The sequence below is a fragment of the Candidatus Tokpelaia sp. genome (assembly GCF_008636115.1).
Lineage (GTDB): Bacteria > Pseudomonadota > Alphaproteobacteria > Rhizobiales > Rhizobiaceae > QLZD01.
The window spans coordinates 23,451-36,930 of sequence record NZ_QLZD01000023.1 but is presented as its reverse complement, the minus strand read 5'-3'; the positions used below and the strand labels follow the sequence as shown (position 1 = coordinate 36,930).

The window sequence follows — 13,480 nt, the reverse complement described above, 5'->3', positions numbered from 1 at the left end:
CAATCGCTTATCCACAAATTTAAAGGAAAGGAGTTTATAAAAAGTTTCGGCTAATGATTTTTTTCACTTTCTGCAAGAATGAATAAAACCAGACCGAATCCCGGAAAGCGCTTGCCTTTTTCTTTTTTTACTGATTATGCCGCGCAATTTGCGCCGCTTGTCAAAGAACCGCACCGCCCCATAATGGAGCAGACACAGGATTATTATGCCGAATCGGCACAATTTCCCAGTTTTTTAGCGAGTCTTTACGGCTTTATCCACAGGCTTTTGCTGCCGGCAATCATGTTTCAGCCGATTTCCCATTTCGTCAGGCGCCTGCCGTCTTTGTCTTTACTGTCTATCAGCCTGACACCATGCTGCGCCAAATCAGCGCGGAGTCTGTCCGCAGTCGTATAATCCCCCTTTTCAAGGCTCTCCAGCCGCTGCTTTATGACGGCTTCTATCTCCCGGTTAGAAATATCGGCCCGTTTTTCAAAAAGCGCATGCAAGGGGCGCAAAAATTCAATATCCAAAAGCCCGATAAAGGCGAGACCGGCGATTAAATTTTTAAACGCAGCCTGCTTGTAATAATGCCGCAAAAGGGCGATTGCCTGCGGCATATTCATATCATCGGCCAGAATCTTTAAAAATTCCGGCGGAAGAGCCTCTGTCCTCAACTCCGGCTTAAAGCGAGCAGAAGCATTTTTTCCCATACTGGCAGCCTGAGGAAGATTATCATCACCGGCAACAGCCAGGCCATATTTCCCGGCAGATTTTTGCAGTGCCGCATACCATTTATAAAGCTCGGCACTTGCTGCTTCAAAACGCGTTTGTGTCCAGTCCAATGGCTGGCGATAATGGCTTTGCAGCATGGCAAAGCGCGCTGAAAGCCCGGCCCAGCGCTGTTTGTCTGTCACTGCCATATGCCCGTTAAATTCCGGCAATTCTGTCTCTAAAATCTGGCGAATAGTGATAAAATTGCCCAGAGTTTTGGACATTTTATTCCCTTCCACCTGCACAAAACCATTATGCAGCCAGAAATTAGCCATATGCGGCGCCCCCAAAGCACAACAGCTTTGCGCTATTTCATTTTCATGATGGGGAAAGATTAAATCCAGCCCGCCGCCGTGAATATCAAAACAGTTTTGCTGCGGATTATCGCATTCCAGCCCGCCGCCATAAGGCTCCAGCAATTCCACCATGCTCATGGCCGAACATTCAATATGCCAGCCCGGCCGCCCCAAAACCGCTATCCCCGCCGGCGAAGGCCAGCCCGGCTCGCCCGCGGCAGAAGGTTTCCACAGCACAAAATCCTGCTCATCGCGCTTGTAATCTGCCACTTCCACCCGCGCCCCGGCCAGCATTTCTGCCTGCGGCCGCCGCGACAGTCGGCCGTAAAACGGCGTTTTGTGCTGCCGACCGCTCTCATTCATAGCGGAGACAGAAAACAGCACATTATTTGCCGCCACATAGGCATATTTTTTTGCCAATAACCGCTCTATCAGCCGTTTCATCGCGTCTATATGATCGGTTGCTTTCGGCTCGGCATTTGGGGGCAGGCAGACAAGCGCCGCCACATCGGCATGAAATTGCGCTTCCGTTTTCTGTGTCAGCCGGGCGATCGCCTGATTCAACGGCAAATCGGGGTAATCTCGCGCGGCGCGGGCATTTATTTTATCATCAACATCGGTAATATTGCGCACATAATGCACGGCTTGCGCCCCATAAACATGCCGCAGCAGCCTATATAAAATATCAAAAACAATAACCGGGCGGGCATTGCCGATATGGGCATAATCATAGACTGTCGGGCCACATACATATATACGGACACAAGCGGCATTTATCGGCGCAAATTGCTCTTTTCGCCGCGAAGCCGTATTATAAAAATATAAATCCGTCATGAAACACCCTGCCCCTGTAAAGTGCCGGCCGGCTCAGGCCGTTTTTGTTTCCCATAAGCCATTTTGGCGATTCACGCAATTTTTATCCGCTTTTATCTTTGTTAAAGCGGCAATCAGCCTAATTATAACAGCAAATTCTCACTTATCAAAAAAACGGTTTCCCATGCCACGTCACCCGCAGCGCCCAACAGCACCGCATTATCGACATTCCCCGTCCTTACCGGCTTTTGCCGCCGGCCGGCAGCGGGTTTTTGCGCTCATGCTGGCGGCCGGCGGCACTTTTTTACCGCCTTCTGCCGGGGCAGAGGCCATAACTGCGCCGTTAAACAGCATGCCCGACCCGGCCACGCAAAACCGCTCTTTAAGCAATTATGATGAAAAATTAAATCGTATGGCCGAAATTCTGGGATCGCTGCATTATTTATACAGGATTTGCGGCGCGCAAGACAGTGAATGGCGCGCTTATATGCAAAAGCTTATTGCCGCTCTTCATGCCGATGATAAACAACAGCTCCGGCTTTATGCCGCTTTCAACCGCTCTTATGAGGCTTTTGCCGATAATTACAGCGCCTGCACCACAGCGGCAAAAGAGGCAAGTGAACGTTACCGGCTGGAGGGGCTCACTTTAAGCCGCCATTTGCTGGAACATTTCAGCAGTGATTCTGCGGCGCCTTAAGCCGGCCGGCAAAGGCATGCCCCCTGAAATTCCAGGCCGGGCGGCCGATAATTTTAGCTCCGGCCGCCTATACGCGCTGCCAAAAAGAGCTATGTATAAACAGTGAGCCTTTTGTTTGCTTCTATGCTCCGCGGGGAAGAATGTCTAAAACCTGTTTATTGTCAGCCGCTTTTATCGCCTTTTGTCTGAATTTTGCCGCTTATGCGCCACAGGCGGCAGTGGCAAAGCCGGCCGCGGTAAAAGCGGCGGCCCCGCCCGTTATTTATAACTCAAACGCCTTGCCGGCGCCGGTGCGGCTCATGCGTGACACTATTTTGAGCGCTGCCAAAAGCGGCGATATTGAGGCTTTGCGGCCGCTTTTTACCCATAAAAACGGCGCAACGCGCCTGATGTCGGAAGAATCCGGGCAAGATCCGATTGCCTATCTTAAAACAATTTCTGCCGATGGCCAGGGTTTGGAAATTTTGGCCAGCCTGGTGCAAATCCTGCAAACCGGCGCCGTGCATTTAAACAGCGGCGGCAAGGAAGATGCCTATGTCTGGCCTTATTTTGTGGCTCTATCACCGCAAAATCTCTCCCGGGCACAAATCGTAGAAGCTTATGAAATTATGAGTGTCGATGATTTGGACACGATCAAAGAAATCGGCCATTATATTTATTTTCGCCTGGGGCTGGCGCCGGACGGTCAATGGCGCTTTTTTCTGACCGGTGATGACAGCTCCGATAAAGCGGGTAATAATGCAACAGAAAACAGCGCGCCGGCAATGCCAAAACGCGGCGATAATATTGCTTTGCCTGATGATTCCGGCGATTTGCCGCCTGATGAATAAAAGACCGTATTTGGCCGGTCAAGAGCGAGAGCAGAATAACAAGGCCAGGCCGGGTAAGGTGATAAGGCAAAGGCCGTCATTTGCCCGTTTATCGCCTATGCGGCAGAGCTTCGATAAATTCCACCGCTTCTCCGCCATGCGCGCTTACCAGCTCTCCCTCCCACATCACCCGGCGGCCGCGAATAATAGTGCCGACCGGCCAGCCTTGCACTTTTTTGCCGTCATAAGGAGTCCAGCCGGCTTTTGAAGCTGTGCCGGCATTCGTAATTACGCCCTGGCGCTTCAGATCAATAATAGTGAAATCGGCATCATAGCCCAGCGCAATCCGCCCTTTGCGGCTAATGCCGAAAATACGATTGGGGCCGTGGGCTGTCAAATCAACAAAACGCTCCAGCGATAACAGGCCTTTATTGACATAATCCAGCATAAGCGGCGCAATGGTCTGCACGCCGGTCATGCCGGAAGGCGAGGCCGGATAGGCCTGTTGTTTTTCGCTCAATAAATGCGGCGCATGGTCTGAGCCCAGCACATCAATCAGCCCCTGTTGCAGCGCCTGCCACAGCGCCTGCCGGTGGCGTTCGGCACGGATTGGCGGATTCATCTGCATCAATGTGCCAAGCCTGGCATAATCTGCTGCGGTCAGGGTTAAATGATGCGGCGTTACCTCAATAGTGGCAATATTTTTATAATCACGCAAAAACTCCGCTTCTTCCGCTGTAGAAAGATGCAATATATGAATACGGGCACCGGTCTTGCGCGCCAGCCGCAGCAAACGCTGTGTGCTGAAAAGGGCCGCTTTTTCATCACGCCAGACAGGGTGGCTGCCTGGATCGCCCGCTATTTGCTGCCTTTTCCGCGCGGCCAGTCTGGCCTCATCTTCTGAATGAAAAGCCACCCGCCGCTTTGCCTGGCGCAGCACTGCGGCCACGCCGGCATCATCATCAAGCAGCAAATCACCGGTAGAAGACCCCATAAACACTTTCATGCCGGCGCTGCCTGGCAGGCGTTCCAGCTCGGCCGCCAAATGGGCATTAGCGCGCGTTGCTCCCACCCAAAAGGCAAAATCGCAGTGCATATGGTGATGCGCGCGGCGCAATTTATCGGCAAGACGCTCCGGCGTGTCGGTTGCCGGCCTGGTATTGGGCATTTCAAAAACGGCAGTCACCCCGCCCAATACGGCAGAAAGCGAGCCGCTTTGCAAATCTTCCTTATGCTCCAGTCCCGGCTCACGGAAATGCACCTGGCTGTCAATCATACCGGGCAGAATATGCAAACCGGTGCAATCCACCTCCTCACCGGCATGGGCCCGGCTTAAATCGCCCAAAGCGGCAATGCGCCCTTTAATAATGCCAATATCGCGCGCGCCCCGGCCATCATGATTAACCACAACAGCATTTTTAAAAATCACATCAAAATTTGTTTTGCCACGCATTTAGAACTGCCTCTTTGCCAAATGCACCAATTTATGCCGCCCGGCATTATAAACAGCGGCCGGATTAAGCAAATTTTGTGCCTGCCCGCTCTTTATGCTTGAATTATCGTAAAAACCGGGGCAAAAGCAAGCCGCAGCAGCGGTGAAGCACAAATTTACGAGCCTTATATGACCCAGTCTCCCTCCCCCGACAATTTATGCGCCCTGTTGACAGGGCACAGGCTGGTACATATTGGCGGCAGTGACGCGGCACAATTTTTAAACACTATTATAACTGCGGATATTGCCGCGCTCGCCCCGGGCATTATGGCCCCCGCCGCCTTGCTGTCACCGCAAGGCAAAATTATGTTTGATTTCCTCATTGCTCCCATGCCGGCAGGAGCAGAGCCAGGCGGAGAGGCCGGCTTTTTGCTGGATATTGCCGCGCCCCTGGCAGAGGATTTTGTCAGGCGGCTCAGCCTTTATAAATTGCGCGCCAATGTGCAGATCGCCCCGCCGCAAAACTGCCTTATCGGCATTATCACCCAAGCGCCGATTACTGCTCAAACAGCACTGCCGGCAGCGGCACTGCCGGCGCCTTGTTTCGCTCTGCATGATGCGCGCTTTCCGCCCGCAGCTTCTGTCTGCCGCGTCTATTATCAAACGGATAATGCCGCTTTTGCCGCCATAGACAAAGCAGCAACAGCGCAAAACTGGGACAGGCTGCGTATTGCCCATGCTGTGCCGGAAAGCGGCAGCGATTTTATTCCGGACGATATTTTCCCCCATAATGTCAATTATGACTGTCTCGGCGCTGTTGCGCGACAAAAAGGCTGTTATATCGGGCAGGAAATTGTCGCACGCATGCAGCATAAAACCATTATTCGCAAGCGTCTGGTGCAGGTGGAAGCACAACAGGCCTTGCCGCCATCGGGCACGGAAATTCTGCTCAATGGCAAAATTATCGGCAGGCTGGGCACTGTCTGTGACCAAAAGGGGCTTGCCCTTATCCGCCTTGATAAAATACCGCCGGCAGGCAGCCCGGCCGCTCAGGCAAACGAGGTAGCGCTGCATTTCATCGCACCTCCTTATTTGCCGCAGGCAATAAGCCGCCCGGAATGAGACGGCGCAACCCGCTTAAAACCGGAAACGACAGAAAAACTGCGATAGGAAAGCGCCCTGTTTCGACTGTTTAAGGCGAGGCAGGCTCTGCTCTTGAGAATCGCAGCCCGATCTAGCGCAAAAGCGCCGCCCGCAACCGCTTATCCTGCTTTTGTTCGTCTGAAAACAGATAATGTGCAGCAACATAGCCAAGCCCGACAATCTGAATAAAAGTCTCTGTAGTTATAGAGGCTGCAAACCACGGCAGCTTATCAAAATTAAAATCATAAGTGTGAAAGCCGACCAATAATGCAAGTCCCATATTGAAACTTATCAAAATGCTTATCCAGCCCAAAATAAACCACGACCACCATTTGCGATGGCCGTAATATTCTCCCAATCCTTTATTATGAATCCGCTTTTCCTCTTTATCGGCGTCATAGCCAAGCTCTCGCGCTCTCTCCAGCTCTTTCTTTTTATCGACATCATAAGAAAATTCCTGCGCTGTCTCCTGCTCTTCCGCTGCTTTACGTAAAACACTCATACCCCCAAAAACCTCATTCTATCGAGAATCACCTCTTTGGAAACAGCAAATATTCCAGCCAGTTTCTCGATAGTTTCTATGCTGGCATAGGCGCTATATTTCCTCAGCATATCCTCCGGCACCAGCAGATTGGCAGCAAAACAATCGGCCTCCTGTTCTTCCGGCGGCTTGCCTTCCGGATAAAAATTGCTGCGCGGCATAACCTGATAACGGTTATCGTCCTCGGCATAATCCCGATGCAGGAGATAATGCCCCAATTCATGCGCAATAGTAAAAATTTTACGTCTGGGGCTGACAGCCTTATTGACAATAATTTGCGGCGCATTGCCCGAATCACGATTAAAGCGAATAAAGCCCGATATTTTTTTACTTATATCCGGGCTGAAATCGGCATAGCGGACATCAACTCCCATTTCTTCGGCAATCGCTTCCGGGTCAATCGGCGGCTTGGTTATCCGATATTCTTTCAGGATTTCTGCGGCTTTTTTCTGCGCTTTACCAAAATCAGCAGTCATTATCTCGTCCCCTTCCTGTTTTATTTTGCTACAATTAAACCTCGAAGACATGAAAATCAAGATAATACACATTCAAAAATAGTGCAGCCGGAACCTTTGCAAATGGCCTGGCCGATTTTGCGCTGCAAGCCCGGCTCTTTTACACAGCCTGTCTTTTATCTTCTGCCAGAGCCGCCTGCAAACTCTGCAAAAAGGCCGCACGAAAAAGCGGCACTGCCAGGCCGCGCGGCTCCCACACATGGCGCGCCAGAAAAAAGCCGGTTAGCTGAAAAGCCTGCTGCAGTGCGGCAAAATCGGCGGCGCGTTGCCCTGCTGCCAGCAAAAACGGCGGCAGCGACAGCAATTTGTCCCGCCATGGCGCCCCGGCAGCAAAGCTCACTGCCCGGCCTGATTTTGGCGAAACATAGGCAAGCTCTACCTCTTCCTCCCTGTCACCCGGCTTTGGCGAAGCCGCAGCGGCAACAGGCCGTCTGCTCCCTGCTTTTGCGACCGGCTCTGCCGTGCTTATATGCCCCGCCAATAGCTCCGCTTCCCGGCCGGGCCGCGGCAAAGCCTCATTATTCTGCCCTGCCTGCACAGGCATTATTTTAGCTTTTTTCCCAGTAGCAGCGCAACGGCTTAAATCCAGGCCAAAGCCCAATTCTTCCAGCAGCCGCATTTCAAAGCGCACAAAAATCTCACCCGCCAGCAGCGGTCTGTCAAAATGCTCAAATAATAGCGGTATAAGCCGATAAAGCGCCGGGTGGGGATCACGCTCCGGCAGCAGACGCAAATGGCTGGTGACATTTTGCAGGACATAAAGGGAAAGCGGCTTTTGCATCAGCCTGGCAGCGGCGAAATCCACCGCTTCCAGCCTGTATTGCCCCATATGCTCACTCAACCGTGCCCGCCATTGCGCCTTTACCCGGTTACCTGCCTGCATAAGCGGCGATAAGCGGCGCCCCTGCCCGCCTCTGACCAGCCCTTTATGGCGGCCGTGCTCAGGCGTTATCAATTCAACAATCAGGCCGGTTTCCCCATGCTGTTTCAGCCCGATAATAAATCCTTCATCTTGCCATTCCATCGGCTTCTCCAGCCTTAATCCGTGCTGTCCAGCCCCATTTCGCGGTAATGCCCGGCTTTTTTGCTCCAATTCGGCCGCACTTTGACAAACAGGAATAAATGCACTTTTTGTTCCAGAACAGCCGCTATCTCCTTGCGCGCCGCCTGACCTATTGCTTTAATGGTCGCACCTTTGGCACCCAATAAAATTTTCCGATGGCTCTCACGCTCAACATAACAAATCTGGTCAATTTTAACCGAACCGTCTTGCCGTTCCTGCCATTTTTCCGTCTCTACCGTAGCAGCATAAGGCAACTCATCATGCAGGCGCAAAATCAGCTTTTCCCGGGTAATTTCGGCCGCCAGACGGCGCAAAGGCATATCTGAAAGCTGATCCTCGGGATAATAAAACGGCCCAGGCGGCAGATGAGCGCTTAACCATAATGTCACATCAGCGCAGCCGGAGCCGTTAAGCGCCGAAACCATAAAAACCCGGTCAAAAGGCACAGCGGCATTAAATTGCGCCGCCAAAGCCAGCAAATCTTCCGGCCGAACCTTGTCAATTTTGTTCAATACCAGAATTTTCGGCTGGCGACATTGCTGCATATAAGCGACAAGCGGCTCCAGCCTGGTAGAAAAACCTTCTTTGGCGTCAACAACCAGCAGTACAATATCGGCCTCGCGCGCGCCGCTCCACGCCGCCGCCACCATAGCTTTATCCAGCGGTTTTTTGGGGACGAAAATCCCCGGACTATCAACAAAAACAATTTGCGTATTACCCTGCCGGATAATACCGCGCACCAAAGCGCGTGTTGTCTGCGCTTTATGGGTCACAATAGAAATTTTTGCCCCGACAAGGCGGTTGATAAAAGTGGATTTGCCGGCATTAGGCGCGCCAATCAGGGCAACAAAACCTGAGCGGCTCAGCTTCTCCCCCGGCGGCTCCTCTTCGCCCTGCCCGCCACGGTTGCCCCGGCTTTGCCGCTGTTCAGGAGCATTATTCTGCGGCCTGGCGGCTTTTTCCACTTTTGCGACAGCATTCTGCTCTTTTTCCGGTGCCACTGCCATAATCCTTGCCTTTATTCATCTGTGCCGCAACCGGCCGCGTACCGTCTTATGCCCAGATATTTTCGCGCCGCAGCATAATTTCAGCCGCCGCCTGCTCCGCCTGGCGCTTGGAAGCCCCCTCGCCGCTGGCCGGCGCAAAACCGGAAACCAGCACCTCCATTTCAAAAACAGGGTCATGATCCGGCCCTTTGCGCTTGACCAGCCGATAATGCGGCAGTTCTCCCGCTTTTTGCTTATGCGCCCATTCCTGCAATTCAGTCTTGGCATCGCGCCGCCGCAAGGCAGAATCCTGTGCCCTTTTTGTCCAATAGCGGATAATAAAACGGCGCGCCACGATCAGCCCGCCTTCCAAATATAAAGCGGCAATCAGCGCTTCCATCACATCGGCATAAATATTCACCATGCGGCGCGCCGAGCCGTGCTTCATATCCGCGCTCATTACAATAAAAGCGGCAAGCCCGGTTTCAACAGCAATTTCGGCGCAAATTTCAGCATTAACCAGCATATTCAGCCGCGCCGACAATATGCCCTCCGGCGCATCGGGAAACAGGTCGCATAAAAGCTCAGCCACTACCAGCCCCAAAACCCTGTCACCCAAAAATTCCAGCCGCTCATAATTGCCGCGGCTGGAGTTCTCAACACTGGAATGAGTCAAAGCGCGCTTTACAAGCGCACTGTCTTTAAACATATAACCGGTAATTTTGCCAAATTTTGCTTTATCTTTCGCCTCTGTCACCTGCCAACTCACTTTTATCGGCACTGTCAACAGCACCTTTATCTTCACCCTCTCTGTTTCCACCCTTGCGCGGCAGAATATAATATTATTTTGCCGGCACCGCTTTTATTGTCCAGACAAAACTGAAAAGCCGCTGCCAGCGCAAATGCGCCGGCCAGTCCCAGATTTTCCAGGCGCTGGTCTCATCACTAATAGAAAAGAAAATCAGATTGGCGCGGCCAATCAGATTCTCAAACGGCACATAGCCCACAGATTCCCGGCTGTCATCAGAATTATCGCGATTATCGCCCATCATAAAATAATAGCCCTGCGGCACTTCAAACAGTCGCGTATTATCCAGATAGCCGAAAGGATAAATGTCAAATGTATTATAAGATACGCCATTGGGCAAAGTTTCCCGGTAAATGCCGACAGGCCGGTCAGCTTGCGGGTTGAATAAATGCTGGCCGTGATTAGTATCGCAAATTTCTCCCCGGCTGCCGGGCACCGCAGGCGGCGGGACAAGCCGCCCATTGGGATCCGGCGGAATGCAGCCGACAGCATCAATATTGACTGTCTCGCCGATTTTTACCCGCGGCACTGCCACGCCGTTAAGATAAAGCACCCCGCTTTGCATTTGCACTTTATCGCCCGGCAGGCCGATAACGCGTTTAATAAAATCCGTATTTGTATCACCCGGATTGCGGAAAACGACAATATCGCCGCGCTGCGGCTCGGCCGACCATAACCGGCCTGAAAACAAAGGCGGCGAAAAAGGCAGCGAAAAATGCGAATAGCCATAAGCATATTTCGCTGTCAGCAAATAATCGCCGACATAAAGTGTCGGCCGCATTGAGCCGGAAGGAATACTAAAAGGCTGGAACAAAAAACTGCGAATAATAAAAGCCAGTAACAAAGCCTCAATCAACACAATAAATGTTTCTTTTATGCTGCCTTTTTGCCCTTGCGGAGCTGTTGCAATACTCTTCATTATCCCTACCTGCTTGCTATTTTACCAGTAACTGCGGCAAAAGCGGCAACAGGCTGCCCCTTAAGAGGAGCACTGCCATAATTACAGCGGCACCGCCTCAATCAGCACAAAAGCCTGGGCAAAAGGCTCATCATCGCTAAGCGTCACATGCACATGCGCTTTATGCCGCGGCGGCAGCTTTGAGGCCAGCACGTTCAAAGCCTGCCCGGTAATTTCCATGGTCGGCGCCCCTGAAGGCAAATTGACAACCCCCAAATTGCGCCAATAGACACCGCGGCCAATACCTGTCCCCAAAGCTTTGGCGCAAGCCTCTTTGGCAGCAAAACGCTTGGCATAAGAGGCCGCTTTCTGGCGGCGCCCTTCCGATTTCTGCCGCTCCACAGCGGTAAAAACGCGCTGCGTAAAGCGGGTGCCATGCCGCTGCAACACTTTCTCCACCCGCGCAATAGTAATTATATCATTACCGATACCGATAATCATGGCCCATATTCACCCGGAGCTGCGCCGCCGCGCCCTTCAATCGCACAAATTACCGGTTTATCGGCAAAAATCTCCGCCGCCGGCGAGAAATCTGCAAGCGCCCCGCCATTCCGGCAAACCGCCCCGGCAGCGCTGCGGCGCAAATAACGGGCATGAATACGCTTTTGCCGCTGCCGGCGAAAATGTCTAGTCGCCGTATAGGTGCCAATATAGGCCAAAGCCGCCAATATAATACCCAAGAGCAGCGAACCGACTGAAATCTGAAACAAAACACCGGATAGATTGCTGAAATTCAGTTTTTGCAGCTCAACCCACAAAACCGGTATAGGCGCCGCTTTATGCGCAATCGGCAAAATCAGCCGCCCGGTTTCATAAGCAGCACCAAAGAGAAACGGGATAGTCAACGGATTGGCCAAAACAGTGCCAAGAGCCGCTGCCGCAATATTGGCAGAACAAATCCAGGCACAAAAAACAGCAAGCAGAATATGAAAACCGTAAAGCGGCGTTACCGCAAAAAACACGCCAATAGCCAGCCCCAGCGCCACAATATGCGGCCTGGCCGGGATACGCAGCAAACGCTTGCCCAAATAGCGCAATGAGCGTGAAAAAGAACGCCGCGGCCACAGATAGAGACGAATCTTCCCCCACAAATTCGGTTGTTTTTTTTGGCGAAAAAGCATATTTCCCTTGATTATTGTCAGATGCAAATACCGCCCCGAATAACCGCAATTATGGCAGCTTTTGCGCCTTGAGGCACTCCTTTTATCGCTTTATGGTAAATATTTCCATCATTTTTAATAAAATTTGTGCAAAAAAATTTCTCATCTGTGTCATTGCCTGTATAAATGCGCGATTATCGGCCTTTCGCTTTGAGCCGGGGGAAGCTGTAAGAGAACGCTTTTTATATCAGACCCCTTAAATAGTCAAAAGGTGCAATTATGCCGTCAAGGCCGCCAATTCGTGATAAAACAGTGCCGGCTGCCGGCAGCAGCCCGCTGCCGGGTAAAGCAAAAGCCGCGGCTGTTGCCGGCGGTGATACGGTAATTGCCGTTTTGCTGGCTATCAGTTTCGGCCATTTATTCAATGATGTCATGCAATCCATGCTGCCGGCTGTTTACCCGCTTTTGCGGGCTAATTATCACTTGTCGCTATTGCAGATCGGCCTGATTACGGCCGGCTTTCAAATAACCGGCTCTGTTTTGCAGCCTTTAATCGGTTTTTACACCGATAAAAAACCGCTGCCTTATTCCCTGCCTTTTTCTGCCTTGTTTACCATGGCGGGGCTTTTGGCGCTGGCTTTCGCCGGGCATTATTGGGGTTTGCTGGCCGGCGCCTGCCTGGTTGGCTTCGGTTCTTCCATATTTCACCCCGAGGCGGCGCGCGTGGCGCGTTTTGCCAGCGGCGGTCGTTTCGGCTTTGCCCAGTCTGTCTTTCAGGTCGGCGGCAATAGCGGCACAGCCCTGGGCCCGCTGCTGGCCGCTTTATTTATCAACCGGCAATATGATGTCGGCTATTTTGCCCTTATTGCCTTTGCCGGTTTTTTATTGCTGACTATTATTGCCCGCTGGTATGCCGCCCGTTTGCGCCGCATTCTGGCCAAAGGAGCGCCGCCCGCTCTGCCTGATTTAAGCAAAACGCATATTCGCCGCACGATTTTTATGCTTGTTGCCCTGATGACAGCCAAATATATTTATCTTTCTTCCATGAGCAATTTTTATACTTTTTTCGCTATGGAAAAATATGGCTTAACCGTGCATCAGGCGCAATATTTGCTGTTTTTATATTTGGGCGGGATTGCCGCCGGCACTATTTTCGGCGGCCCGATAGGCGATAAAATCGGCGCGCGCCGGGTTATCTGGTTTTCTATTTTGGGCGTTTTGCCTTTCACCCTGGCGCTGCCGCATGCCTCGCTGCCGCTAATGGCCGTTTTATCTGTGATTATCGGCCTTATTCTGGCTTCTGCCTTTCCGGCTATTGTGGTTTTTGCCCAGGAGCTGATGCCGGGTAAAATCGGCACAATAGCCGGCCTGTTTTACGGCCTGTCTTTCGGTATTGGCGCGCTGTCTTCTGCTCTGCTCGGCGCACTGGGCGACAAAATCGGCAATCAGGCTTTGTTTGACCTCTGCGCTTTTTTGCCGCTGCTTGGTATTATTGCCCTGTTTTTGCCCAGATTGCCCAGCGAAGAACGGCACCGGCGGCCGGCATGAAAAGCTGCACCTGGTGCC

14 protein-coding genes are annotated in these 13,480 nt (G+C 52.1%); 4 read left to right on the top strand and 10 right to left on the bottom strand.

What is annotated here, in order from left to right; genetic code table 11:
- Nucleotides 1-287: 287 nt before the first annotated feature.
- The gene (gene cysS, locus DPQ22_RS03735) at nucleotides 288-1,883 is read right to left on the bottom strand and encodes a cysteine--tRNA ligase (protein ID WP_150213262.1); all 1,596 of its coding nucleotides are present in this window, start codon (nucleotides 1,881-1,883) and stop codon (nucleotides 288-290) included.
- 163 nt (nucleotides 1,884-2,046) lie between these two features.
- On the opposite strand from cysS, the gene DPQ22_RS03730 reads away from it, so the two are divergent.
- Both DPQ22_RS03730 and DPQ22_RS03725 read left to right on the top strand, forming a co-directional pair.
- Entirely contained in the window at nucleotides 2,047-2,559 is a 513-nt protein-coding gene (locus DPQ22_RS03730; RefSeq protein WP_190323132.1) for a TIGR02301 family protein, read from the top strand.
- A 140-nt stretch (nucleotides 2,560-2,699) separates the two neighbouring features.
- Entirely contained in the window at nucleotides 2,700-3,389 is a 690-nt protein-coding gene (locus DPQ22_RS03725; protein WP_150213258.1) for a hypothetical protein, read from the top strand.
- A gap of 88 nt (nucleotides 3,390-3,477) precedes the next feature.
- Here the strand turns inward: DPQ22_RS03725 and DPQ22_RS03720 are convergent, their stop codons facing one another.
- The gene (locus tag DPQ22_RS03720) at nucleotides 3,478-4,821 is read right to left on the bottom strand and encodes a dihydroorotase (RefSeq protein ID WP_150213256.1); all 1,344 of its coding nucleotides are present in this window, start codon (nucleotides 4,819-4,821) and stop codon (nucleotides 3,478-3,480) included.
- 168 nt (nucleotides 4,822-4,989) lie between these two features.
- On the opposite strand from DPQ22_RS03720, the gene DPQ22_RS03715 reads away from it, so the two are divergent.
- A complete protein-coding gene (locus DPQ22_RS03715; protein ID WP_150213254.1) occupies nucleotides 4,990-5,922 on the top strand; it encodes a YgfZ/GcvT domain-containing protein in 933 nt (310 codons plus the stop codon).
- Between the two features lie 112 nt (nucleotides 5,923-6,034).
- On the opposite strand, the gene DPQ22_RS03710 is transcribed toward DPQ22_RS03715, so the two are convergent.
- The 8 genes from DPQ22_RS03710 to DPQ22_RS03675 form a co-directional block, all read right to left on the bottom strand.
- Complete coding sequence (locus tag DPQ22_RS03710; RefSeq protein ID WP_150213252.1) at nucleotides 6,035-6,445, bottom strand: hypothetical protein; 411 nt, start codon at nucleotides 6,443-6,445, stop codon at nucleotides 6,035-6,037.
- Nucleotides 6,442-6,960 carry an ImmA/IrrE family metallo-endopeptidase gene (locus DPQ22_RS03705; RefSeq protein WP_190323131.1) on the bottom strand — a complete coding sequence of 173 codons (519 nt, stop codon included), beginning with the start codon at nucleotides 6,958-6,960 and terminating at the stop codon, nucleotides 6,442-6,444. Before DPQ22_RS03705 ends, DPQ22_RS03710 begins: the two co-directional genes overlap by 4 nt.
- 139 nt (nucleotides 6,961-7,099) lie before the next feature.
- Nucleotides 7,100-8,023, bottom strand: coding sequence for a DNA repair protein RecO (recO, locus tag DPQ22_RS03700; RefSeq protein WP_150213247.1), 924 nt, complete (start codon nucleotides 8,021-8,023; stop codon nucleotides 7,100-7,102).
- Nucleotides 8,024-8,037: 14 nt separating this feature from the next.
- The gene (era, locus tag DPQ22_RS03695; protein ID WP_150213245.1) at nucleotides 8,038-9,069 is read right to left on the bottom strand and encodes a GTPase Era; all 1,032 of its coding nucleotides are present in this window, start codon (nucleotides 9,067-9,069) and stop codon (nucleotides 8,038-8,040) included.
- A 46-nt stretch (nucleotides 9,070-9,115) separates the two neighbouring features.
- On the bottom strand, nucleotides 9,116-9,823 hold the full coding sequence (gene rnc / locus DPQ22_RS03690; RefSeq protein WP_425305141.1) for a ribonuclease III: 708 nt from the start codon (nucleotides 9,821-9,823) through the stop codon (nucleotides 9,116-9,118).
- A gap of 67 nt (nucleotides 9,824-9,890) precedes the next feature.
- Nucleotides 9,891-10,775, bottom strand: coding sequence for a signal peptidase I (lepB, locus tag DPQ22_RS03685; protein ID WP_150213243.1), 885 nt, complete (start codon nucleotides 10,773-10,775; stop codon nucleotides 9,891-9,893).
- An 81-nt stretch (nucleotides 10,776-10,856) separates the two neighbouring features.
- A complete protein-coding gene (gene acpS, locus DPQ22_RS03680; RefSeq protein ID WP_150213241.1) occupies nucleotides 10,857-11,255 on the bottom strand; it encodes a holo-ACP synthase in 399 nt (132 codons plus the stop codon).
- Nucleotides 11,252-11,935: a DUF2062 domain-containing protein gene (locus DPQ22_RS03675; protein ID WP_150213238.1), complete on the bottom strand. Its 684-nt coding sequence runs from the start codon at nucleotides 11,933-11,935 to the stop codon at nucleotides 11,252-11,254. Before DPQ22_RS03675 ends, acpS begins: the two co-directional genes overlap by 4 nt.
- A 258-nt stretch (nucleotides 11,936-12,193) precedes the next feature.
- Between DPQ22_RS03675 and DPQ22_RS03670 the strand changes: the two genes are divergently transcribed.
- The gene (locus tag DPQ22_RS03670; RefSeq protein ID WP_150213236.1) at nucleotides 12,194-13,462 is read left to right on the top strand and encodes an MFS transporter; all 1,269 of its coding nucleotides are present in this window, start codon (nucleotides 12,194-12,196) and stop codon (nucleotides 13,460-13,462) included.
- The last annotated feature ends 18 nt before the right edge of the window (nucleotides 13,463-13,480 follow it).